The 22,567-nt window shown below is 75.8% G+C and carries 17 protein-coding genes; 6 read left to right on the plus strand and 11 right to left on the minus strand.

Translation table 11 applies throughout. From position 1 onward, the window contains the following. The first annotated feature begins 7 nt into the window (after positions 1–7). Positions 8–928 carry a hypothetical protein gene (locus tag JOE68_RS30190; RefSeq protein ID WP_204845757.1) on the plus strand — a complete coding sequence of 307 codons (921 nt, stop codon included), beginning with the start codon at positions 8–10 and terminating at the stop codon, positions 926–928. A gap of 218 nt (positions 929–1,146) precedes the next feature. Next, positions 1,147–1,314, plus strand: a complete 168-nt coding sequence (locus JOE68_RS30195; protein WP_204845758.1) for a hypothetical protein — start codon at positions 1,147–1,149, stop codon at positions 1,312–1,314. On the opposite strand, the gene JOE68_RS30200 is transcribed toward JOE68_RS30195, so the two are convergent. The 4 genes from JOE68_RS30200 to JOE68_RS30215 all read right to left on the minus strand — a co-directional run bounded on the left by JOE68_RS30200 (position 1,301) and on the right by JOE68_RS30215 (position 7,556). Then, positions 1,301–1,900 carry a hypothetical protein gene (locus tag JOE68_RS30200; RefSeq protein WP_204845759.1) on the minus strand — a complete coding sequence of 200 codons (600 nt, stop codon included), beginning with the start codon at positions 1,898–1,900 and terminating at the stop codon, positions 1,301–1,303. The genes JOE68_RS30195 and JOE68_RS30200 overlap by 14 nt on opposite strands. Positions 1,901–2,026: 126 nt before the next feature. Then, positions 2,027–3,724, minus strand: a complete 1,698-nt coding sequence (locus JOE68_RS30205; protein ID WP_307819994.1) for an amidase — start codon at positions 3,722–3,724, stop codon at positions 2,027–2,029. A 254-nt stretch (positions 3,725–3,978) separates the two neighbouring features. Next, positions 3,979–5,829 (minus strand): ABC transporter ATP-binding protein, encoded by a 1,851-nt coding sequence (locus tag JOE68_RS30210; protein WP_372443346.1) that lies wholly within the window; start codon positions 5,827–5,829, stop codon positions 3,979–3,981. Then, on the minus strand, positions 5,826–7,556 hold the full coding sequence (locus tag JOE68_RS30215) for an ABC transporter ATP-binding protein (RefSeq protein ID WP_204845760.1): 1,731 nt from the start codon (positions 7,554–7,556) through the stop codon (positions 5,826–5,828). Before JOE68_RS30215 ends, JOE68_RS30210 begins: the two co-directional genes overlap by 4 nt. Before the next feature lie 89 nt (positions 7,557–7,645). Here JOE68_RS30215 and JOE68_RS30220 point away from each other — a divergent pair, with 89 nt between their 5' ends. Next, positions 7,646–8,389 (plus strand): TetR/AcrR family transcriptional regulator, encoded by a 744-nt coding sequence (locus tag JOE68_RS30220; RefSeq protein ID WP_204845761.1) that lies wholly within the window; start codon positions 7,646–7,648, stop codon positions 8,387–8,389. Positions 8,390–8,555: 166 nt separating this feature from the next. On the opposite strand, the gene JOE68_RS30225 is transcribed toward JOE68_RS30220, so the two are convergent. Together JOE68_RS30225 and JOE68_RS30230 are read right to left on the minus strand one after the other, a co-directional pair. Then, a complete protein-coding gene (locus JOE68_RS30225) occupies positions 8,556–10,928 on the minus strand; it encodes an HAD-IC family P-type ATPase (RefSeq protein ID WP_204845762.1) in 2,373 nt (790 codons plus the stop codon). 72 nt (positions 10,929–11,000) lie between these two features. Next, positions 11,001–12,083: a hypothetical protein gene (locus JOE68_RS30230; RefSeq protein ID WP_204845763.1), complete on the minus strand. Its 1,083-nt coding sequence runs from the start codon at positions 12,081–12,083 to the stop codon at positions 11,001–11,003. A 352-nt stretch (positions 12,084–12,435) separates the two neighbouring features. Here JOE68_RS30230 and JOE68_RS30235 point away from each other — a divergent pair, with 352 nt between their 5' ends. After that, positions 12,436–13,941, plus strand: a complete 1,506-nt coding sequence (locus JOE68_RS30235) for an amidase (protein WP_204845764.1) — start codon at positions 12,436–12,438, stop codon at positions 13,939–13,941. Positions 13,942–13,971: 30 nt separating this feature from the next. Here the strand turns inward: JOE68_RS30235 and JOE68_RS30240 are convergent, their stop codons facing one another. From JOE68_RS30240 to JOE68_RS30255, 4 genes are read right to left on the minus strand one after another with little or no spacing between them, the layout of a single operon-like run. Continuing rightward, a complete protein-coding gene (locus JOE68_RS30240; RefSeq protein ID WP_239562402.1) occupies positions 13,972–14,745 on the minus strand; it encodes an NUDIX hydrolase in 774 nt (257 codons plus the stop codon). 20 nt (positions 14,746–14,765) lie between these two features. After that, the gene (locus tag JOE68_RS30245; protein ID WP_204845765.1) at positions 14,766–16,028 is read right to left on the minus strand and encodes an adenylosuccinate synthetase; all 1,263 of its coding nucleotides are present in this window, start codon (positions 16,026–16,028) and stop codon (positions 14,766–14,768) included. Then, positions 16,025–17,005, minus strand: coding sequence for a hypothetical protein (locus JOE68_RS30250; protein WP_204845766.1), 981 nt, complete (start codon positions 17,003–17,005; stop codon positions 16,025–16,027). The genes JOE68_RS30245 and JOE68_RS30250 overlap by 4 nt, the downstream gene beginning before the upstream one ends. A 2-nt stretch (positions 17,006–17,007) precedes the next feature. Next, positions 17,008–18,012, minus strand: a complete 1,005-nt coding sequence (locus JOE68_RS30255) for a protein kinase family protein (RefSeq protein WP_204845767.1) — start codon at positions 18,010–18,012, stop codon at positions 17,008–17,010. Between the two features lie 747 nt (positions 18,013–18,759). On the opposite strand from JOE68_RS30255, the gene JOE68_RS30260 reads away from it, so the two are divergent. Continuing rightward, the gene (locus tag JOE68_RS30260) at positions 18,760–19,890 is read left to right on the plus strand and encodes a nucleotide disphospho-sugar-binding domain-containing protein (protein ID WP_239562403.1); all 1,131 of its coding nucleotides are present in this window, start codon (positions 18,760–18,762) and stop codon (positions 19,888–19,890) included. A 105-nt stretch (positions 19,891–19,995) separates the two neighbouring features. Here the strand turns inward: JOE68_RS30260 and JOE68_RS30265 are convergent, their stop codons facing one another. Next, on the minus strand, positions 19,996–20,505 hold the full coding sequence (locus JOE68_RS30265) for a DUF805 domain-containing protein (RefSeq protein ID WP_204845768.1): 510 nt from the start codon (positions 20,503–20,505) through the stop codon (positions 19,996–19,998). Between the two features lie 472 nt (positions 20,506–20,977). On the opposite strand from JOE68_RS30265, the gene JOE68_RS30270 reads away from it, so the two are divergent. Beyond that, a complete protein-coding gene (locus JOE68_RS30270; protein WP_307819995.1) occupies positions 20,978–22,501 on the plus strand; it encodes a tannase/feruloyl esterase family alpha/beta hydrolase in 1,524 nt (507 codons plus the stop codon). Positions 22,502–22,567 lie beyond the last annotated feature (66 nt).

The raw sequence follows: 22,567 nt of genomic DNA on the forward strand, positions 1-22,567 counted from the left end.
GGACCGCGTGGCCCTGCTGGACGGCGTCGTCGGGAACGCGACGGGCAACGCGGTGGGCGTCGCCCTGGCGCTCGCCTCGCTCGTCGTGGTGGTCCGGGTCGGAGGCGCGCAACGCCGCGCCTGGGAGGAGTTGGCCGGCGCCGCCGGCCCCCCGCGCGCCGCCGGCGCGCGCCTGGGCCTCTACGAGCTGATCGTCCTGACCTCGTGCTCGGCCGCGCCCGGACGGATGATCATCACCGCCCTGGCGCGGATGCACGCCGACGGGCGGCTGCGCGTCGTGCCCGAGGAGTACCACCGGTTCCGGGTCGACGTGCTCGACCCGCAACCGCAGGACGGGCCCGAGGCCGCGCTGCTCGACCTGCTGGCCAGGACCGGGGGAGTGGTACAGGACTCCGGCGACCCGGGCTCGGCCGACGACCGGTTGGCCGCCGTGCGCCGCGGGCTGGTCCTCGACGGCCTGGTGTGCGATCCGGGGTTGCCCGTCGGCGTGCCCGCGGACTCGCCGGCCGTCGGGCGGTGGCGGGTCCGCCACCGGCGGCTCGACGGCCGGAAGACCGGCCTCACCGCCGTGCTGCTGACCGCCGGCGTCACCGTTGCCGTCGTGTTCGGCTCCTGGCTGCCCGTGGTCGCCCACGCGCTCGTGCTCGTGGTGGCGTTCCTGAGCGAGGGCAGCGATCGCCCCCCGCCCTGGTGGTGCAACGGCACGCCGTCGGGCCGGGCCGCGGTCGAGGCCGCCGAGGGCGACGGCTGGCTCACCGCCACCGACACGGCGCTGCTGCGCCGGGTGGCGTTGGAGGGGCTCGCCCGGATGCCCGAGGGCCACCCGCTCCGGCCCCTGCTGCCCCCGGCCCCGCCGCGGCGGGGCGAACCGGACCCGCCCGCGGTCACGCCGGTCAACCTCGACCCGCCCGGCCTCGGCGGCCTCTGACCGCGCGGCGCCTCGACCGGTTCCGGCGGCGTGGCGCTGCCGCGGTCGGGCCGTGCCGGCGATTCGGCCACCCGCGCGGGGTGACGAAGGACAGGCATCCGAGTCCTGGAGGTCGCGCGGGGCGGCTCGGCGAACTTCGTCGGGTCGGTGGTCCTGCCCGGCGGCCACACCCCGGGCGGCGTCGGGCCGGGTGCGGCGGCGCCGTCACGCGCGCCGAGGTGATCAGGCGCGCGGAGTGCTGGTGGGTCGAGAAGGCCCCGTACAGCCGGAAGAAGGCCGTCGTGTGGATCTACGAGCAGGGCAGCGCCAAGACCGACATGGACCACGGGAAGGTGTCGGCGCTGAAGGGCGACGGCTGCCGGCCGCGGGCGGTCAGTCCGGGGTGAGCGCGTAGCGCTTGTCCTTGAGCGGGCGCACCGGGGCGTTCGGGCAGGCGCGCCCCAGCGCCTGCGCCAGGGCCCACACCTCGCTGTCGTCGGTGGTGTAGTGGGAGTCGGTGCGGTACTTCCGGCGGCCGATGCGCAGGGCCAGGACGCGCACGCCCTCGGTCTCGCCGCCGGTGTAGCCGACCAGGAGCGGCTGGATCTCCCGCACGTCGTCGAGCGAGCGGACCACGAGCCGCCCGCCGGCCCGGTGGAGGGTGATCCGGCGCGGGGCGCCGGGCTCGACCACGACCCGGCACGCGTCCCCCGAGTCGGACCTGATGCCCTTGACCAGGAAGACCAGGAACGGCAGCGCGCCCACGGCGGCCAGCACGAACCCCGCCCAGTGCACGAACCCGAACAGCCCCGGCACGGCCGAGGCGGCCAACGCCCCGTACAGGTCCTTGCGCCCGTGCCTGGACCTCCCTCGCGGGCGGCCCCACGCGAAGGGCTCGTCGCCGTCGCCCGGTAAGCGGCCCTCCTCGCCCGGCTCCGCCGGTCCCCGCATCGGCGGCGGGGTGTCCGGCGGGCCGTCGGCGCCTGTGCTCATGGGGCGACGGTAGGGGGTGCGGGCGTCCGCGGCGACGGTCACGCGGGTGGAACCTTCCGCCGAGCCGGTCGGCGCGCCGGGCGCCCGTCACGGCCCGGCCGCCCGGCGACGACCGCGGGACGGGGATCAGCGCGGCAGCGGGGCCGGTGCGGCGACGGGGTCGGCGCGGGGGAGGGGGCGGCGCAGGGGCGGGGTGCTCGCCGGCGGCCGGCGGTGGCGGGTGGCCTGCTCGTAGTCGAACCCGAACGCGAGCAGCACGGGTTCGCTGAACGGCCGGCCCAGCAGTTCCACCCCCACCGGCAGGCCGTCCGGGGTGAAGCCGGCCGGGACCGTCAGGGCCGGGTGCCCGGTGTTGGCGGCGAGCGCGCAGGTCCGGCCGCCCGGTTGCGGCTGCCCGATCGGGGCGGCCTGCTGCTGGACCGTCGGGTAGACCAGCGCGTCCAGGTCGTGGTCGGTCAGCAGCGCCTGGAGCAGCTGCTGCGCCCGGGCGCGCCGGGCCAGCCGCTCGTGGTAGCCGTCCTGCGGGCCGGTCGAGCGGCCCAGGCGGACCTTCAGCCGCTCCAGCACCGTCGGCGTGACCTGGCCGGAGGTGACGATGTCGGCCAGCGTCACGGTGTCGGCGGGCGGCTCCAGCCGGGCCAGCGAGCGCGGGAAGCGCGACCCCGGCGCCGCCAGGTAGCGGTTGAGGTCGCGCTCGAACTCGTCGTCGATCAGCCAGGAGCCGTCCACCGCCGACAGCAGGGCGGGCTGGGTCGGCAGGTCGACGACGGTCGCGCCCTGCCGCGCCATGTCCTCGGCGGCGGCCCGCACCAGCGCCGTGGTCGCCCGCGCGGGGGGCGAGGTGTCCAGGTAGTCGGTGAGCACGCCGATGCGGGCGCCCGCCAGGGCGGTGTCGTCCAGCGCGGCGGTGTAGGTGGGCGGCACCCGGCCGATGGACGCCCCGGTGGCCGGGTCGTCCGGGTCGTACCCGGCGGTGGCGTCCAGGACCAGCGCGACGTCGCCGACCGACTTGGCGATGGGGCCGCCGACGTCCTGGGTCAGCGCGAGCGGCGCGATGCCGTCGCGGCTGGACAGCCCCAAGGTCGACCGCAGCCCGACCAGGCTGTTGTGCGCGGCCGGGTTGCGGATCGAGCCGCAGGTGTCCGAGCCCAGGCCGACCGCGCCGAACCCGGCCGCGACGCCGGCGGCCGTGCCGCCGCTGGACCCGCCGGGGTTGCGGGTCTGGTCGTGGGGGTTGCGGGTCTGCCCGCCCAGCGAGCTGAGGGTCTCGACGCCGGAGGCGAACTCGTGCAGGTTGGTCTTGGCCACGACGACCGCGCCCGCCGCGCGCAGCCGCGCGACCTGCTCGGCGTCGTCGGGGGCGCGCCAGTGCCGCAGCGCCAGCGAGCCGTTGGTCGTGGGCAGGTCCTCGGTGTCGTAGTTGTCCTTGAGCAGCACCGGGATGCCGTGCAGCGGGCCGCGGACGTGGCCGCGGCGGCGTTCGGCGTCGAGCCGGGCGGCGTCGGCGAGCGCCGACGGGTCCCGGCGGATGACCGCGTTGACCCCGGGCTGGTCGGCGTAAGCCCGCTCGTAGGCGTCGATGCGCTCCTGGTACGCCCTGACCAGGCGGACCGAGGTGACCCGGCCGCCCGCCAGCAGGTCGCGCAGGCCGGTGACGTCCAGGTCGACCACCCAGCGCGCCACCTCGGCCGGGGTCGCCCGGCCGCTGCCGGGCGCGTCGTCGCCCGCCGCCTCGCCGACCGGGACCACTGCCGCGGCCAGGGCGACCACACCGGCCGCGAAGCCCGTCGCCCGGCCGCGTCGGTTCGACCACCGCCCTGCCACATCGGCCTCCTCGTGACCGCCGGGCCACCGCGCCGCGCGGCGCGGTCGGAGCCGCGGGGGTCCACCGCGCCGGCCGTGGTCGGCCGCTGACCGGTAGCGCCGATTGTGGGGCGGGGGAGGCGGGGCGGATACCACCGGACGGGGCGCACCGCGCCGCGGGAGCGGCCGGGTCACGCGTTCGGCGGCGCGCCGATCGGGTGCCCCGGCGCCGATCGGGCGCCCCGGCGCCGCCCGCGCCGGGGCGCCCGATCGGCTCACGCCGCGGCGAACTGCGCCGAGTACAGCCTGTGGTAGGCCCCGTCGCGCGCGATCAGCTCCTCGTGCGTGCCCTGCTCCACGATCCGGCCCGACTCCATCACCAGGATCAGGTCGGCGTCGCGGATGGTGGACAGCCGGTGGGCGATGACGAAGCTGGTCCGCGACGACCGCAGGGCCGCCATGGCGTGCTGCACCAGCGACTCGGTGCGGGTGTCCACCGAACTGGTCGCCTCGTCCAGGATCAGCAGCGCCGGGTCGGCCAGGAACGCCCGCGCGATGGTGATGAGCTGCTTCTCGCCCGCGCTGACGTTCGTGCCCTCCTCGTCGATCACGGTGTCGTAGCCGTCGGGCAGGGTGCGCACGAACCGGTCGACGTAGGTCGCGCGGGCGGCGGCGAGGACCTGCTCCTCGGTGGCGCCCGGCCGGCCGTAGGCGATGTTGTCCCGGATCGTGCCCCCGAACAGCCAGGTGTCCTGCAGCACCATGCCGGTGCGCGAGCGCAGGTCCTCGCGCCGCAGCGCGGTGATGTCCACGCCGTCGAGCGTGATCCGGCCCTCGTCCAGCTCGTAGAACCGCATGACGAGGTTGACCAGCGTGGTCTTGCCGGCGCCGGTCGGGCCGACGATCGCCACGGTGTGCCCCGGTTCGGCGACCAGCGACAGGTCCCGGATCAGCGGCTGGTCGGGCCGGTAGGAGAAGCCGACGCCCTGGAACTCCACCCGGCCCCGGCGCTGCGCGGGCACGGTGGCGTCGGCGGGGTCGGGCTCCTGCTCCTCGGCGTCGAGCAGCTGGAAGACCCGCTCGGCGGAGGCCACCCCGGACTGCATCAGGTTCGCCATCGACGCGACCTGGGTCAGCGGCTGGGTGAACTGGCGCGAGTACTGGATGAACGCCTGCACCTCGCCCAGCGTCATCGCCCCGGAGGTGACGCGCAGCCCGCCGACCACCGCGACCGCGACGTAGCCGAGGTTGGACAGGAACATCATCATCGGCATGATGAGCCCGGAGATGAACTGCGCGCCCAGCGCCGAGTCCACCAGCTCGTCGTTGCGGCGGCGGAACTCCTCCTCGGTCTCGCGCTGGCGGCCGAACACCTTGACCAGCTGGTGGCCGGTGAACGACTCCTCGATGTGCGCGTTGAGCGCGCCGGTGTGCTTCCACTGCGCCACGAACAGCTTCTGCGACCGCTTCCGGATGCGGCCGGTGGCCACCACCGACAGCGGGACGAGGGCCAGCGAGATCAGCGCCAGCAGCGGCGAGATGGTCACCATCATCACCAGCACGCCGATCACCGTCAGCAGCGCGGTCAGCAGCTGGCTGAGGGTCTGCTGGAGCGACATCGCCACGTTGTCGATGTCGTTGGTGACCCGCGACAGCAGCTCGCCGCGCGGCTGCCGGTCGAAGTAGCGCAGCGGGAGCCGGTGCAGCTTGGCCTCCACGTCGGCGCGCAGCGTGAACACGAACCGCTGCACCACGTTGTTGAGGATGCGGCCCTGCGCCCACGCGAACAGCGACGACGCCAGGTACAGCCCCGAGGCCCAGGCGAGCACGCGGCCCAGCGCGGCGAAGTCCACGCCGCCGGGTCCCCCGCCCCGGCGGACCAGGACGCCGTCGAAGATGATGTCGGTGGCGTGCCCGAGGACCTTCGGGCCGACCACGCCGAGCCCGACGCTGACGACGCCCAGCGCGAGGACGGCGGCCAGCGCCGACCGCTCCGCGCGCATCCGGGACACCAGCCGCCGGGCCGAGGGGCCGAAGTCCTCCGCCTTGCCCATCGGGATGCCCATGCCGGGCAGGCCGCCGCCCATCCGGGACGGCGTGGGCCTGCCGGTCGCGGTGGCGCTCATGCGGCCTGCTCCGAGGTCAGCTGCGACTGGACGATCTCCACGTAGGTGGGGCAGGTGTCCAGCAGTTCGCGGTGGTCGCCGATGCCGACCACGGCGCCGTCGTCCAGCACGACGATCCGCTCGGCGTCGATGATGGTGGACACGCGCTGGGCGACGACGATGACGACCGAGCGCGCGGTGTGCGGCTTGAGCGCGGCGCGCAGCCGGGCGTCGGTGGCCAGGTCGAGCGCCGAGAACGCGTCGTCGAACAGGTAGACCTGCGGCCGGCGGACCAGGGCCCGCGCGATGGACAGCCGCTGCCGCTGGCCGCCGGAGACGTTCCCGCCGCCCTGGGCGATCTCCGCGTCGAGCCCGCCCATCTCGCGCACGAAGCCGTCGGCCTGCGCGACCTCCAGGGCCTGCCACAGCTCGTCGTCGGTGGCCTCGGGCCGGCCGTAGCGCAGGTTGCTCGCGACGGTGCCGGTGAACAGGTACGGCCGCTGCGGCACCAGACCTATCCGCTCGCACAGCGCGTCGGGGTCGATGTCGCGCACGTCCGCCCCGCCGACCAGCACCGCGCCGCCGGTGGCGTCGATCAGCCGGGGGATGAGCGAGAGCAGCGTGGTCTTGCCCGAGCCGGTGCTGCCGATGACGGCGGTGGTCCGGCCCTGCTCGGCGCGGAAGGAGATGTCGCGCAGGACCGGTTCGGCCGCGCCGGGGTGGCGGAACTCCGCGCCGCGGAACTCCACGGACGCCGCGGCCGGCAGCTCCACCACACCCGCGGTCGGCGGCGTGACCGACGAGTCGGTGTCCAGCACCTCGTTGATCCGCTCCGCGCACACGGCGGCGCGCGGCACCATCATGGAGATGAAGGTCGCCATCATGACCGCCATCAGGATCTGCATCAGGTAGGCGAGGAACGCCGTCAGGGCGCCGATCTGCATCTGCCCGGTGTCCAGCCGCTGCGCCCCGAACCACAGGACGGCCACGCTGGAGCCGTTGAACAGCAGCATCACCACCGGGAACGTCAGCGCCTGGAGGCGCCCGACGCGCAGGGCGGTGTCGGTCAGCGCGGTGTTGGCCTCGCCGAACCGGCGGGTCTCGGCGCGCTCGCGGACGAACGCCCGGATGACCCGGATGCCCGACAGCTGCTCGCGCAGCACGCGGTTGACCGCGTCGACGCGCTCCTGCATCAGGCGGAACTGCGGCACCATGCGCACCACGATCAGCCCGATCGCGACGGCCATCGCCGGGACGCAGACCAGCAGCAGCCAGGACAGCCCCACGTCCTCGCGCAGCGCCATGACGATGCCCGCGGCGCACATGATCGGCGCGGTGACCAGCATCGTGCACACCATCACCACCAGCGTCTGCACCTGCTGCACGTCGTTGGTGGTGCGGGTGATCAGCGAGGACGGCCCGAACGCGGCGACCTCGCGGGCGGAGAACCGGCCGACGCGGTGGAACACCGCGGAGCGGACGTCCCGGCCGAACGCCATCGCCGTGCGGGCGCCGTAGTAGACCGCGCCGCCGGCGCAGAGCACCTGCAGGGCGGTCACGCCGAGCATCCAGCCGCCGGTGGACAGGATGTAGCCGGTGTCGCCGGTGACGATGCCGAAGTCGATGATGTCGGCGTTGAGGCTGGGCAGGTAGAGCGAGGCGACGGTGCCGACGAACTGCAGCGCCAGCACGATCGCCAGCTCCCGCCGGTAGGGCCGGAGATATGTCCGGAGTAGGCGTGTTAGCAACGTTTCCCCCCATAAGAAACGGCCGGTGTCTAAGGTGTGGGAGAACCGTATCCGGTCGGATAAGAAACGCAAAGTATCTTAGGGGTAGGGTGACGGAGCCGAAGTCGCGCCGCCGCGGTGCCGAGCTGGAACAGGCCATCCTCGATGCCGCCTGGGCCGAGCTGAGCGAGCTGGGCTACGCCCGGTTCACCGTGGAGGGCGTCGCCGCGCGCGCCGGCACCAGCAAGCCCGTCCTCTACCGCCGCTGGAAGGGCCGCGCCGAGCTGGCCCTCGCGGCCTGGGACCGGCGCGTCCCGACCGGCTCGCGGGAGGCGCCCGACACCGGCGGCCTGCGCGGCGACCTGATCGCCCTGTTCCACCGGATCGCCCGCCGCACGGGCGCGCTGATGACGGACCTGGTCGCCGGGGTGATGGCCGACGCGTTCCGCCACCCGGAGGTGGCGGACCTGCTGCGCGCCCGGCTGGCCGAGCCCTCGCCGCTGACCGACACCGTCCGGGTGATCGTCGCGCGCGCGGTGCTCCGGGGCGAGCTGCCCCCGGTCCGGCTCACCCACCGCGCCGCGCGCGCGGCGCTGGACCTGGTGCGCAACGAGTACGTCACCTGCGGGGCGGTGCTGGGGGAGTCGACCATCGAGGAACTGGTCGACGACGTCTACCTGCCGCTGCTGCGCGGGCTGCGCGCGGACCCCGACCGGTCCGACCCGGCCGCTGCCGCCGCGGTCGGGGCCGCCGCCGACACCGTCGCCGCCGCTGCCGACGCGGCTGTCCGCGACGCCGTCGACACCGCCGTCGCCGCTGCCTGTGACAGGCCGTGCGGTGATCAGTCGCGGTAATCCGCAGCGGTGATCAGATGCGGTGATCAGCGCTGACCGCCGCTCTCCGGCGCGGCGTGCGGGTCCAGGGCGGGAAACACCTGATCTGTACGTGGAATATTCTGCTCTATAGCTTCAGTGCTGACTGAACAAAGGTATCGCGGCGGCGCTCCGGCCCGGGTCCGGCTCACCCCGGGGAAGCGTCCTGGAGGGGGCGCAGGATGGCGCGGCCGATGATCTCCACCAGGACGCCGGCGGTGACGCCGATCGCCGCGCCCACCAGCAGGCGCTGCGGTGTCACGGCGAGCAGGAAGAGACCGCCGCCGAGGGCGGGCACGGCGAGGATGACCGCGACGCCGCCGCTCAGGCCCAGCAGCAGGCCGAGCTTCCACGCGGTCAGGGGCCGGGCGAGCAGGGACAGCGTCCACAGCGACGCGATGACCACGACGACGGTCGCGACGGTCTGCCCGGCGGGCCGCCCGCCGGTCGGCTCCAGGCCGCGGATGGCGAGGTCGCCCGCGTAGGCGGCCAGGCCGATGACGGCGCCGGTGGGCACGGCCAGGCGCAGGACGCGGCCGAGGAAGCCGGGGACGTAGCGGCGGCGGTTGGGCGCGAGGGCCAGGACGAAGCCGGGGATGCCGATGGTGGCGGCCGAGATCATGGTGAGCTGGATGGGCGCGAGCGGGTAGGCCAGCGAGGTCGCGACCACGACCAGCGCCAGCACCAGCGAGTAGACGTTCTTGACCAGGAACAGGTTGGCGGCGCGCTCGATGTTGGCGATGACGCGGCGGCCCTCGGCGACGACGTCGGGCAGGTGGGCGAAGCGGCTGTCCAGCAGCACGAGCTGGGCGACGGCGCGGGTGGCGGCGGCCCCGTTGCCCATGGCCACGCCGATGTCGGCGTCCTTGAGCGCCATGGCGTCGTTGACGCCGTCGCCGGTCATGGCGACGACGTGGCCGCGGCGCTGGAGCGCGCCGACGACGGCGCGCTTCTGGTGGGGCGTGACGCGGCCGAGGACGACGGTGTCGGCCAGGACGTCGGCGAGCCGCTCGGGGTCCTCGGGCAGGGTGCGGGCGTCCACGGCGTCGGAGGCCCGCTCGATGCCGGGCAGCCCGACGGCGACGGCGACCGCGCCGACGGTGCGGGGGTTGTCACCGGAGACGACCTTGAGCGCGACGCCCTGCTCGGCGAAGTAGCGCAGGGTGTCGGCGGCGTCGTCGCGGATGCGCTCGGCGAGCACGACCAGGGCGCGGGCGGTGAGGTCGGGCGGCAGGCGGTTTTCGGCGGCGGGTTCGCGGGCGGCGGCGAGGACCAGGACGCGCCTGCCCTCGGCGGTGATGTCGGCGGCCCGGTCCAGCAGGGGCTGCCCGGCGTCGTCGGGGAACACCACCTCGGGCGCGCCCAGGACCCAGGTGCCGTGGTCGTCGGTGGTGACGGCGGACCACTTGCGGGCCGAGGAGAACGGGACGCCGCCGGTGCGCCGCCAGGCGGGGTCGGTGAACCGCGCGGCGAGGGCGGCGGAGGTGGCGTTGGCGTCGGGCGCGGCGGCGCACAGCGCCAGGGCCTCGGGCACGTCGGGGTCGTCCGGGCGGTCGGTGACCAGCCGGTCGAAGACGATGTCGCCGTCGGTGAGGGTGCCGGTCTTGTCCAGGCAGACGGTGTCGACGCGGGCGAGGACCTCGACGGCGGGCAGCTCCTGCACGAGGGTCTGCGCGCGGGCCAGGGTGACCGCGGCGATCATGAACGCCAGGCTGGTCAGCAGCACCAGCCCCTCGGGGACCATGCCGACGAGCCCGGCGACCGCGCCGGTGACGGCCTCCTGCCAGCCGTCGGTGTCGGGGGTGCGGAACTGGCTCCACAGCAGCAGCGGCGCGACGACCAGCATCACCACCGAGATCCAGCGCAGCAGCTTGTTGGTGCCCTCGACCAGCTCGGAGCGGACGACGGTGAAGCGGCGGGCCTCGGCGGCGAGCCGGGTGGCGTAGGCGTCCGCGCCGACGCCGGTGGCGCGGAACCGGCCGGTGCCGGCGACCACGATGGAGCCGGAGCGGACCTCGTCGCCGGTGGACTTGGCCACCGGGTCGGACTCGCCGGTCAGCAGCGACTCGTCGATCTCCAGGCCGGTGGTGGCGGTGATGGCGCCGTCGGCGACGACCTGGTCGCCGGTGCGCAGGTCGACCAGGTCGTCGGCGACGACCTGGTCGACCTGGACCTCCTCGGTGCGCCCGGCGCGGATGACGCGGGCGCGGGGCGCGTTGAGCACGGCGAGCCGGTCGAGGGTGCGCTTGGCGCGCAGCTCCTGGACGACGCCGATGCCGGTGTTGGCGACGATGACGAGCCCGAACAGGCCGTTCTGCCAGTGGCCGGTGGTGAGGACGGCGGCGAACAGGGTGAGCAGGAGCCCGTTGAACGGGGTGACGACGTTGGCGCGGACGATCTGGGCGGTGCTGCGGCTGGTCCGCGCGCCGGCGGCGTTGGTGCGGCCCTCGGCGACCCGCCGGGCCACCTCGTCGTCGGTCAGACCGTCGTCGGGGGTGACCGGCGCGGTGCGTTCGGCCATCCCCACCTCCCACCGGACCGGCCCTGGGGGCCATCCTGCACCGGGAGCGGCGCGCGCGCCGGGCGGCGCGGGTCAGCGCAGGTCGGCCACCGCCGCGGCGGCGTTGTCGGCGCCGCCCGCGTCGAGCGCGGCGGTGACCAGGGCGCCGGCGGCTCGCGCGGGGTCGGCGACGGAGCGGGCGATGCGGGCGATGGCGTGCGCGTCGAGCACGTGGTGCACGCCGTTGGTGACCAGCACGAGCCGGCCCGGCCCGGGCGGGCCGGCGGCGGCGCCCGGTTCGCCCTTGCGGGCGGTGGTGGTGAGGACCCGGTCCAGGGAGGGGGCGGCGGGCACGCCGCGGTCGCGCAGGTATCGGCCGATCGTGTGATCCGCGGTGGCCGGGAGCGCCGGTCCCGCGGTGTCGGGCGACGGCGGCACGAAGTAGGCGCGGCAGTCCCCGACCCACGCCACCGACCAGCCGCGCTCGGCGTCGCCCGCCGCCACGGCGAACGTGGTGTCACCGGCGGCGGGCCGGTCGGCGGCCGGGGCCGCGGTGGGCCGGGTGGTTGCCGCGGCGGTCCGGTCGGTGGGGCCGGTGGTGGTTTCGGCGGGGCGGCCGGCGGGGCGGGTGGCGGGGCGGGTGGAGGCTTCGGTGAGCCGGGTCGCAGGTCCGGTGGTGGTTTCGGCGATGGTTTCGGTGGTGGTTTCGGTGGTGGTTTCGGTGGGGCGGGTGGTGGATCGGGCGGTGGTGTCGGTGGGCCGGGTCGCGGGCCCGGCGGGTTGCCCGGCGGTCGCCGGGGGAGGGGTCGGTCCCGGGGTGACCGGGGTGGTGTCGTGGACGGGCGCCCGGACGGCCGGGATGGCGGGCGCGGTGTCCCCGGCCCCGCCCGCGACCGGCCCGGCGGGGGCGCGCGGGTGGTCGAGGGCGTGGCGGATCGCGGCGGGCGCGCCCGGCACGCCCGAGCGCCAGGCCGCGTCCACCGCCGCGTCCGCGGCCCGGCGCGCGGCGAGCGCCGCCGCGGCCGTGTCGCCGATCCCGTCGGACACCGCGATCGCGAACCGGCCGCCGGCGGTGCGCGCGGCGGCGGCGTCGGCGCTGGTGCGGCGCGCGCCGCGCGCGGTGGCCCAGCCGGTGGTGGGCAGGTCCGGGCGGACCGCGTGGTGCAGGACGGTCATGGTGGCCTCCGGGTGCGCCGGGACGGTGGCTCCTGCTTCGGCTCCTGCTCCCGATGGTGGGCGCGGAACCTGAGCGCGGCCTGTGAATCGCCTGTGGACGCCTTCTGGACCCGGCCCCGCCGCCCCGCTCCGCTGCCCGCCCCGCCCGCTCGCCCCGCTCCGCTGCCCGCCCCGCAGTCCGCCACTGCGGGACCGCCACCGCGGGACCGCCACCGCGGGACCGCCACCGGGGGATCCCACCGCTGCGGGACCTTCGTCACCTCGCGACCCCGCCGCCTCGGGGCCGCAGACGGGCCAGGCTCCGACCAATGGCGGGTTTACGACCGCCGGGGCGGCGTCTGGACTGGAGCCCATGCGATCCCTGCTCGCGGCGCTCCTCGCCGTGCTCCTCGTGGCGCCGCCCGCCCACGCCCACGGCGGCGGGCCCGGCCTGGGCTTCGACCTGGACTCGGCCACCATCCCGCAGCTGGCGCGCCGGCTCGACGCGGGCACGCTGACGTCGGTCGACCTGACCCGCGCCTACCTGCGGCGCATCGACACCGTGGACCGCCGGGTGCGGTCGGTGGTGGCCGTGGACCCCACCGCGCTGGGCCAGGCGGCCGAGAGCGACCGCCGCCGCGACCGCGGGCGCGCCCGCGGCCCGCTGGACGGCATCCCGGTGCTGCTCAAGGACAACATCGACACGAAGGGCCTGGCGAGCACCGCGGGGTCGCGGGCGCTGCGCGTGCCGCCGCGCCGGGACGCCGAGCTGGTCGGCCGGCTCCGCGCCGCGGGCGCGGTGGTCCTGGGCAAGACGAACCTGTCGGAGTGGGCCAACTTCCGCTCCACCCGCTCGACCTCGGGCTGGTCGGGCGTCGGCGGCCAGACCAACAACCCGCACGTGCTCGACCGCAACCCGTGCGGCTCGTCGTCGGGGTCGGGCGCGGCGGTCGCGGCGTCCCTGGCGCAGGTGGCGGTCGGCACCGAGACCGACGGCTCGATCGTGTGCCCGGCGGGGCAGAACGGCGTCGTGGGGCTCAAGCCCACCCTCGGCGCGATCAGCGGCGAGGGCATCGTGCCCATCTCGTCCCGGCAGGACACGGCGGGCCCGATGGCCCGGCACGTGGTGGACGCGGCGATCCTGATGTCGGTGCTGGACCGGCGCGGCGGCGACTACGCGACGGCGGCGGGCGCCGACGTGCTGCGCGGCGCGCGCGTCGGCGTGTGGCGCAAGGCCGGGGCGAGCCCGGAGGCCGACCGCGTGGTGCAGGCCGCCGTGGACGCGCTGCGCCGCTCCGGCGCGACCGTGGTGGACGTGGAGCTGCCCTACCAGGAGCAGATCGACGCGGTCGAGTTCCCGGCGCTGATCACCGAGTTCAAGCACGACCTGGAGCGCTACCTGGCGACCCGGCCCGGCGCGCCGCGCACCCTGGACGAGCTGATCCGGTTCAACGAGCGGGACCCGGTCGAGCTGTCGAAGTTCGGCCAGGAGCTGTTCCTGGCCGCGCGGGACGCCCCGCCGCTGACCGACCCGACCTACCGGCAGCAGCGCGACACCGCGACGGGCCTGGCCCGGCGCTCCATCGACGAGGTGCTGGCGGCCCACCGGCTCGACGTGGTCATGGCGCCGACGAACTCGCCCGCGTGGCGGACCGACCACGCGGCGGGCGACGCCTACGTGCTGGGCACCTCCACCCCCGCGGCGGCGGCGGGCTACCCGAACGCGACGGTGCCGGCGGGCTTCGCCGGGCCGCTGCCGATCGGGGTGTCGTTCATGGCGGGCCGGGACGCCGACGCGCGGGTCCTGCGGTTCGCGGCGGCCTTCGAGCACACCACGCGCGCCCGGCAGGCGCCCCGCTACCTCCCGGCGCTGCCCTGACGCGGGCCGGCCGGTCGGACCGGCGGCGGGTCAGGCGGGCAGCCGGTCGCCGGTCCAGCGCCACACCAGCGGCGGTCGTCCGCCCTTGGGCAGGGCGCTCGCGTGCCGGGTGGTGCGCTGCAGGCCGGGCACGCGGTCCATCGTGCGGCCGAGGTTGGCCGGGTACGGGCGGTCGCCGGTGAGGGACTCGGTCGCGTCCAGCGCGTGCGCGGTGGTGAACTCCGGGCCGAGCAGGCCGGCGGTGAACGCCACGTCGCGCCACAGCCGGTCGGCCAGCATCGGCCGGCAGTCGGCCACGATCCGCGAGTGGTCGAAGGCCAGCGGCGGCACGGCGTCCAGCGCCGTCCACCGCAGGCCGTCCACCGGCCGCACCCGGTCGCCCTCCGGGCGGGCCGGGTCGTCGCCGGCTCGACCCGGGTCGTCGGGGGTCGGGCCTTCAGGGGTCGGGTCCCCGGTCGGCGGGGCCGGGGTGAGCGTGGCCCACAGGGCGATGGACAGCGTCGGGCCGCGCGGGTCGCGGGAGGGCTCGTCGAAGGTCGCCAGCTGCCCGGTCGCGATGACCTCCCCCGCCGGCACGCCGAGCTTGCCGGTCACCGCGCGCAGCGCCGCGTCCCGCAGCCGCTCGCCGCGCCCCAGCAGCACGCCCGGCAGCGCCAACTCGCCCGCGAACGGGTCGAGCGCGCGCGGCGCCACGGCCAGCAGCACAGCCCGCGCCCGCGCGTCGAACCGCAGCGTGAGCACGTCCACCGACACCGGAGTCGATTCGACACCCTGCCCGCCCATGTCGACACCCTGCCCGCCCATGCGCGGGATTCTCCCGCACCTCATCGCGGCACGGGCACGCGCACCGCGTAGTCGGCCCGGTCCGGCCCGCGGCCGGTGACCGCCACCGGCAGGCCGAACTCGCGTTCCAGCCACTCCACCGGGTCGGTCAGCGGGCGCAGCCGCGGCGCGCAGCCGGCCAGGAACGCCGTCCGGTCGGGCCCGGCGGGCAGCCGGGTCACCGCGCCGCCGTCGGTGCGGTAGGAGGTGGCCACCCGCAGGTCCTGCGCGTCCAGGTGCGTCACGGCGAGCGCGTCGACCCCGCCGCACGCCGCGACCGCGTGCCGCAGCAGCACGGCGTCCAGGTGCCCGGCGCGCCACGCCCCCTGGTACCGGCCGGTCGCGTTGTGCCGCTCGGGGAACCGCTCCAGCACGGCCGCGTCCTCGGTGGGCAGCGGGCCCGCGCCGTGGCGGGTCTGGTAGGTCCGGGTCACGCCCAGCACCCGCGCCGGGCGCCCGCCCAGCAGCGCGCGGGCGTTGCGCGGGGTCACCGACGACCACGTGGTGTGCGGGTGGAACCCGTGCCGCTCGTCCAGCAGGACCCCCTGCGCCCCTTCGAAGACCAGCCTCCCGCCCGCGGCGAGCCGCCCCACCTCGTCGCCGCGGACCACCCGCACCGCGTCGGCGAACGCCTCGTAGAGCGACACCAGCTCGTCGACCGCCGTGCCGTCGCCGACCAGCGGCTCGTAGAACCGGGCCAGCGCGTCGAGCTTGCGGCGCAGCACGGCCGGGCGCGCGCAGTCGCCCACCGTCGGCGCCGGTCCCGGCTCGCCGGGCACGACCTGGCCCTCCACCACGTCGCCGGGCCGGGCGCCGCGGCGCGCCAGCAGCGAGTACCACACCGTCTCGCCGATGCCCTTGCCGCACGAGCCGTGCCGGTCCGGGCCGCGCGCGTCCTCGCGGGCGCGGTTGGCCGCCACGTGGACCGGCGTGGTCAGCAGCGCCTCGGCGTGCACGGTCAGCAGCCGCAGCGGGTCGGCCACGCCGAGCGCCGCCAGCTCCCGCGACTCGGCGGCCAGCGCGATGGGCTCCACCAGCACGTGCCGGGACAGGTGGGTCGGCACGCCCGCGAGCGTGCCGGCCCCGAACTGGCTGAACGCGTGGTGCCGGCCGGCCGCGACCACGTTGTGCGCGGCCTGCGCGCCGCCGTTGAACCGCACGACCGCCGACACCGACCCGTCCCGGCACAGCGCGTCGACCACCGCGCCCTTGCCCTCGTCGCCGAAGCCCAGGCCGACGACGACCACGTGCCCCGAGGTGATCACGACAGCGTCACGTCGTCGGGCCCGTCCAGGTCCGGGGGAGCGGCCGACGTCGCGACCGCCGCCGACCCGACCCGCGCCAGCGCGGCGCCCACGGCGCGGGTCTCCGCCGCCGACCCGACCTCGGCGAGGTCGACCAGCGCCTGGTCCAGGTCGACCACGCGCTCCTCCAGGCCGATGGTGGCCGCGATCAGCTCGCACACCGCGCCGGGGTCCTCCAGCTTGAGGAAGTTCTGCCCCAGCAGCTCCCGCCAGTGCTCGGCGATCTGCGGGTCGTCGTAGTAGTGCGACTGCCGGGGCAGCACGAAGTAGACGTGCCACCTGCGGCTCAGCTCCCGGTACACCGAGGCCGGGTCGATGTCCTGGCGCACGTCGTCGCCGATGACGCGCCGGATGTGCCGGGCCTCCAGCCGGGGCTTGTTCAGCTCGTCGCCGATGAGGAACAGGTAGCCCTTGCGGCCCCGCTCGCGCCAGGCGTCGGTGACCACGTGCCGGGCCACGAAGTACGCGGCCAGCTCGTAGGACTCGCTCTTCTGCCCGCCGCCGTTGCCCTCCAGGAAGATCGTGCGCAGCTGCTCGTCCATCCGGTTGTCCGACTCGAACTGGCCGACCTGCAACGGCACCCGGTCGCTGTCGGCGTCGCCGATGCCGCCGAACATCAGCTGCGGGTCGGCGAGGTAGCCCTTGCGCTGCAACAGGCCGTGCAGCCGGCCCAGCTTGCGCTGCATGACCTGCGGCACCCGGCCCATCGAGCCGGTGACGTCGAACAGCACCGCGATCGGGGTGGAGTCGGCGTGCTCGGCCGAGTCCCGGCACTCCCGCGCCACCACGCCCAGCGGGTCCAGCGACGGGTCCGCCTTCCACTGCTCGCGCGGGGCCGAGCGCAGCTTCGCGGTGTAGCCGAAGTCGTCGATGCCCTTGGCCGCGCGGAAGGTCTTCGCCGCGGCGTAGGCGTTGTCGTCCCACCTGCCGTGTCCCATGGTCAGGCTCCTGTCCTGTCGGGTAGGGCGAAGGGGCGGAACACCCGTTCGCCGTAGAGGTCTTCGAGCAGTTCGTCGTACTCGTCGAGCAGGTCGACGGCGTCGGGCCGGCGGCCCGGGTCGTCCTGCGTGCAGCCGCGCGCGAACGCGCGCTGCCCGGTTTCATCGCGCGACAACAGCTCCAGCATCAGGGTGTGGGTCATGTGGACGTCCGTCGCGGCGGTCACCGGCCGGCCCGCCGCGACCTCCGGCGGGTAGCGGACGGACTTCGCGGTCGCCAGCGGCGGTTGGCCGTCCTCCACGCAGAACGACCAGCCGACCAGCACGATGCCGTGCTGCTCGGGGTGCACCAGCACGTTGTCGGCGGTGATCGCGCCGTGCACCAGCCCCGCGCGGTGCGCGGCGGCGACCGCGCGCAGCAGCCTGCGGTGCATCCAGGCGTAGTCCCGCCCGTCCAGGCCGTGCGGGAACGCGCGCCGCACCTCGGCCAGCGTGACGAACCCGTGCAGCAACGGCTCGAGCACGGTGAACGCCCGCTCGCCCCTGCCCACGTCACCGTTGTCGGTCATGACGGGGAAGTAGGGGCGCAGCCAGCGGTGCGCGTCGGTGAACCGCCGCAACCGCTCCAACGCCGCCCATTCCGCGCGCAGCAACGGGTTCAGCCGCGGGTTGCGCACGATCTTGACCACGTGGTGGCCGTCGGTGCGGTAGACGTTCGCGACGCTGCCCACCGCGTGCCGCCCGGCGAGCCGGTAGACGCCGCCGGCGGTCCGCAACTCGACCGGCCGCGCCTGCCGCCACCGGTCGTAGAGGCGGGTCAGCTCGGCCGAGGCGGCCAGGGCCCGGACGTCGTCCCGCCCCGCCCGGTCGGGGTGCAGGACGGCGGCCAGCGCCCAGTACAGCCGTTGGCCCTCCTTCCGCTCGGCGGGGCTGGCCGGAGGCGGGCCGAACAGCGCGGCGGTCGAAGCCCCCTCGACCCTCGCCAGTGCCTCTTGCCTCGTGAACATGGTTTGAGTCTATGCGACTCAAACCAGGATGGCAACAGGCGGTGACCAACTCCGGGTCCGATAGGGGGAGCAGCACGTCACCCGAAGGGACGCCATCCCGCCCAGGGCCGACCCCACCCGACAACCTCTCCGCCCGGCGTTGTCGGTGCCGCGTGGGACAATGGAAACCGGGGGCCGGAGGCCGACCCGAAGCCCGGCCCGGAGCCCGAGGGGCCGACCCCGCAAGCCCACCCGCAACCGCGGAACCCCGATCCCGATCCCGATCCCCGTTCTCAGCTCGCGCACCCGAAACCGTCGGTGCCGCGTGGGACGATCGAACCGGGGGCCGGAGGCCACGGGACCCGAGGCCGGAAGCCGCCCCTGCTCCGGCCCGACCAGGACGGCCCGCCTGCTCCTGCCCGCCTGCTCCAGCCCGGCCGCTCCAGCCCGGCCGCTCCAGCCCGGCCCGACCCCGACCGATCCGCCCCGCCCCGCCCCGCCCCGAGCCGACCCCAGGTCCACCCAGCTCGATCAGTCGAGCCACCGAGCCCCGCAGGCAGCGCCCGCGCGCCGATCCTGCGCGCCGGCCGATTCCGCCGCCGACCCAGGCAGCGCCCGCGCTGACCCCGCCGCCGATCCCGCCGACCCGGGCAGCGCCCGCGCGCCGGCCGGCCCCGAGCAGCGCACAAGCCCGGGCGGACCGACCGTGCGTAAGACCGCGCGTAAGGTGGCTCCACCGCTGGAGTCGTGACACCCCGGGGGAGTGGGATGGGACGACCACACGACGAGGTGACCGGCCAACGCGTCGCGCGCGGCATGAGGGTGCTGTTCGTCGCCGCACCGCTCCTGGGCCACGTGTTCCCCATGGTTCCGCTGGCCTCGGCCCTGCGCGCCGCGGGTCACGAGGTGCTGGTCGCCACCGGCGGTGACGCCCTGTCCGTGCGGGACTCGGGTGTCGAGGTCGCGGACGTGGCGGCGGGCATCGGGTTCGGGCGGATCGCGGCGGCCATCGCCCTGCGGCACCCGCTGGAACTGCGCTCGCAACTGGCCGGCGGGGAGGACCTCCGCTTCCCCTCCCGGTTGTTCGCCGCGGTGAACGCCCGGATGGCCGGCCCGCTGCTCGCCGCGGCCCGGCGCTGGCAGCCGGACCTGGTGGTGCACGAGCCCTTCGCCGTGGCGGGCGCGTTGGCGGCGGCGGAGCTGTCGGTGCCGGCGGTCGTGCACGAGGTGTCGCTGTTCGACGGCGCCGAACTCGCGGCGGCTGCGCTGGCGCGGACCCCGTGGCCGGCGGCGGACCCGGTGGCGGTGCTGCGGATCGCCCCACCGAGCCTCATGGCGACCGGGGACGCGTGGCCGCTGCGGGCCGTCCCCCACGGCGACGGCCCCGTGCCGCAGTGGCTGTCGGCCCGGCCGCGGCGTCCGCGCGTCCTGGTCAGCCGCAGCACCGTCGGCGGTCCGGGCGGGCACCGGTTGATGGCGTCCGCGGTGGCGGTCGCCGACCGGGTGGACGCGGAGATCGTGCTGGTCCGCCCGGGTCGCCGGCTCGTCGGCGCGTCGCTGCCGGACAACGTCCGCACCGTGGACTGGGTGCCCTTCCCCCGCGTCCTGCCGACGTGCGCCGCCGTGGTGCACCACGGCGGCGCGGGGACGCTGTTCGGCGCGCTGGCGGCGGGCATCCCGCAGTTGGTGGAACCCGGCGCGGGCGACCGGGCGCGGCACGCCCGGCTGATCGCGCGGCGCGGCGCGGGCCTGGCCGCCACCGACGTCACCGCGGACCTGCTCACCAGGCTGGTGACCGACCCGGCGCTGGCCACCGCCGCCCGCGAGGTGAGCGCCGAGGTGGCCGCCATGCCCGCCCCCGCCCGATTGGTCGCGAGGCTGGAGACCCTTGTCGGCTGACCGCGGGAGGTGTGCTTGCCTGCGCTGAGCGGCATTCCCCGGGCCACCCGGCAACCGCTCGCACCGCCCGCGAACCCCGCAAGGTCGAACCGGGCAGGACGGTCGTCAGGAGTCGAAGCGGTTCAGGTGCGGTTGGCCGGGTTCGGTCCACAGGACCACCAGGACGAAGAACAGGCAGGTCGGCAGCAGCAAGAGCCAAGCGCCACTGCGGCCCGTGTCGTGCAGGCGACGGATGCCCACGGCGACGAAGGGGATCAGCAGACCCAGGTAGGCGATCGCCCCGTAGATCAGCAACCAGGCCGAGTCCAGGTTGTTGCCGACGGCGAGGGGAATCCACGCCACGATGGAGTAGAACAGGCTGAACAACCAGAATTCGCTGCGGGAGGCGCGGCCACCGCTTTGGAAGGACTTGCGCAACGCGCCGGCGACGGCCGTGGCCGGGGTGACCGGCGGCTGCGGTGGTCGTGGGAGGGGCTGCCCGGGTGTTCCGGATGCGGAGTCCTGCGAAGGCGCGGGTGGCATCGCGGCCGCGGATTCCGGGTGGTCGGGAATCCGCGCGCGATCCGCCTCGAACGGTCCGAACTCGGGCGGGTCACGGGGCGCCTCGTGTGTCACGCACCACATCGTGCCGTTCCCCGCCCCTTGCCCGCGAAGCGATCCGTGGAGGGCACCCGATCGTCGCAACGGGTTCCGCGCAGCGGGTCCGCACACCGCCGACTTCGTCCGAGCAGGACCACGACAGCCCGCTGCCCGTCATACCCCTGTGGTTGGCTGTATGTCGGGGGGAGCTTCCCCGAAGGGGACCCCTGTTCCAGTGCGCGCAGGCGATCACTCGGGGGTGGGTGCGGTGAGCACACGGGTCTTCCTGGCAGCGTTGGCGGCGTCCGTGGTGGTGATGCCCATCGCGGCGAACCCGGCGGCCACGACAGGGCTTCCGATCGCGACAGGCCCAACGGCCTCGGCGGACCCGGCGACCCCAAGAAGTCCAGCGGCTCCAACGGATCCAACAGATCCAACGGATCCGGCGGCTCCAACAGATCCAGCGACCCCGACGGATCCCGCGGCCGCACCGGTCCCGGCCAAGCCGGTGCGGGCCTGCGCCGACCTCGTCGGGGACCACGCGCTGCCGGGCGCCGGGGCCCGCGTCGAACGGGCCACCCCGGTGCCGGCCGGCGCCGAGCCCGAGCACTGCGACGTGCGGGGCCACGTCGAGCCGGCGGTGCGGTTCCACCTCAAGCTGCCCACCACCTACTCCGGCCGCTACCTCCAGTACGGCTGCGGAGGGCTGTGCGGGGAGCTGACGGCCCCCGGCATCCGCTCCTGCGCGCCGGAGCCCGGCGACTTCGCGGTCGCCACGACCGACGACGGGCACGTCGGCGAGGGGCCCGTCCCCTCGCTGGACGGGCGGTGGGCCGCCCGGGACCAGGCGGCGCGCGACGACTTCGCGTTCCGCGCCCCGCACGTCGTGTCGCTGGCCGCCAAGCACCTGATCGGCGTCTACTACGGCGAACCGCCGCGCGTCTCCTACTTCGACGGCTGCTCCACCGGTGGCCGCGAGGGGCTGCTGCTCGCCCAGCGCTACCCGCACGACTTCGACGGCGTCATCGCGGGGGCGCCGGCGAACTACTTCTCGGCCCTGGCGCTCTACCAGGCGTGGCTGGCGCGGACCAACACCGACCGGTCGGGCGGGCCGATCCTGGGCGCCGACAAGCTCCCGGCGCTGCACGACGCGGTGCTCGCCCGGTGCGACGGGCTGGACGGCCTGGTCGACGGCCGGCTCGACGACCCGCGCCGCTGCGACTTCGACCCGGCCTCCGCGCAGTGCCCGACCGGCGTGGACGACCCCTCCTGCCTCACCCCCGACCAGGTGGCGGTGGTGCGCGCGTACTACCGCGGCCCGGTCGACGAGCACGGCCGCCGGCTGTACCCGGCGGCCCAGCCGCGCGGCTCGGAGCCGGCGTGGGCCGGGTGGGTGACGCCGCTGCCCGGCGTCGGCCCGCTCGCCTCGGCCCTGGCGGACAACTACCTGAGCCACCTCGGCTACCCCCTGGGGACCCCGCACAGCTCGGTCGACCAGGTGGGGTTCACCGCCCGGGAGCTGCACCGGCTCGCGGTCGAGGGCAGGCGCGCCAACGCCGCCGCCCTGGACCTGTCCGGGTTCCGCCGCGCCGGCGGCAGGCTGCTGCTCTGGCACGGCTGGGCCGACCAGGCCATCCCGCCGGGCGGGCTGCTCGACTACTACGAACGGCTGACCCGCCGCAACGGCGGCCCGGAGGCGACGCGCCGGTGGGCGCGGGTGTTCATGGTCCCGGCGGCGCACCACTGCGGCGGCGCGCTCACCGCGTTCGACCCGCTGCGCGAGCTGGTGCGCTGGACCGAGGACGGCACGGCGCCCGACCGGGTGATCGTCTCGACCAGGACCGCCGACGGCGCCGTCACCCGCACGCGCCCGGTGTTCGCCTACCCGGCGCAGGCCCGCTACGACGGCAGCGGGAGCATTGACGACGCGGCGAACTTCGTGCCCGTGCCGCCGTCGGACCCGCCGCGCGACGCCGTCGACTGGGCCGGCTCCTTCCTGCACCACCTGCCCGGCCCGGTGACCCGGCCGTGACGGGGCCGGCCGCGGTCGCCGCCTGAAACCACCGCCTGAAACCACCGCCTGGAGCCACCGCTCGGC

It is taken from the genome of Saccharothrix algeriensis (assembly GCF_016907655.1).
Lineage (GTDB): Bacteria > Actinomycetota > Actinomycetes > Mycobacteriales > Pseudonocardiaceae > Actinosynnema > Actinosynnema algeriense.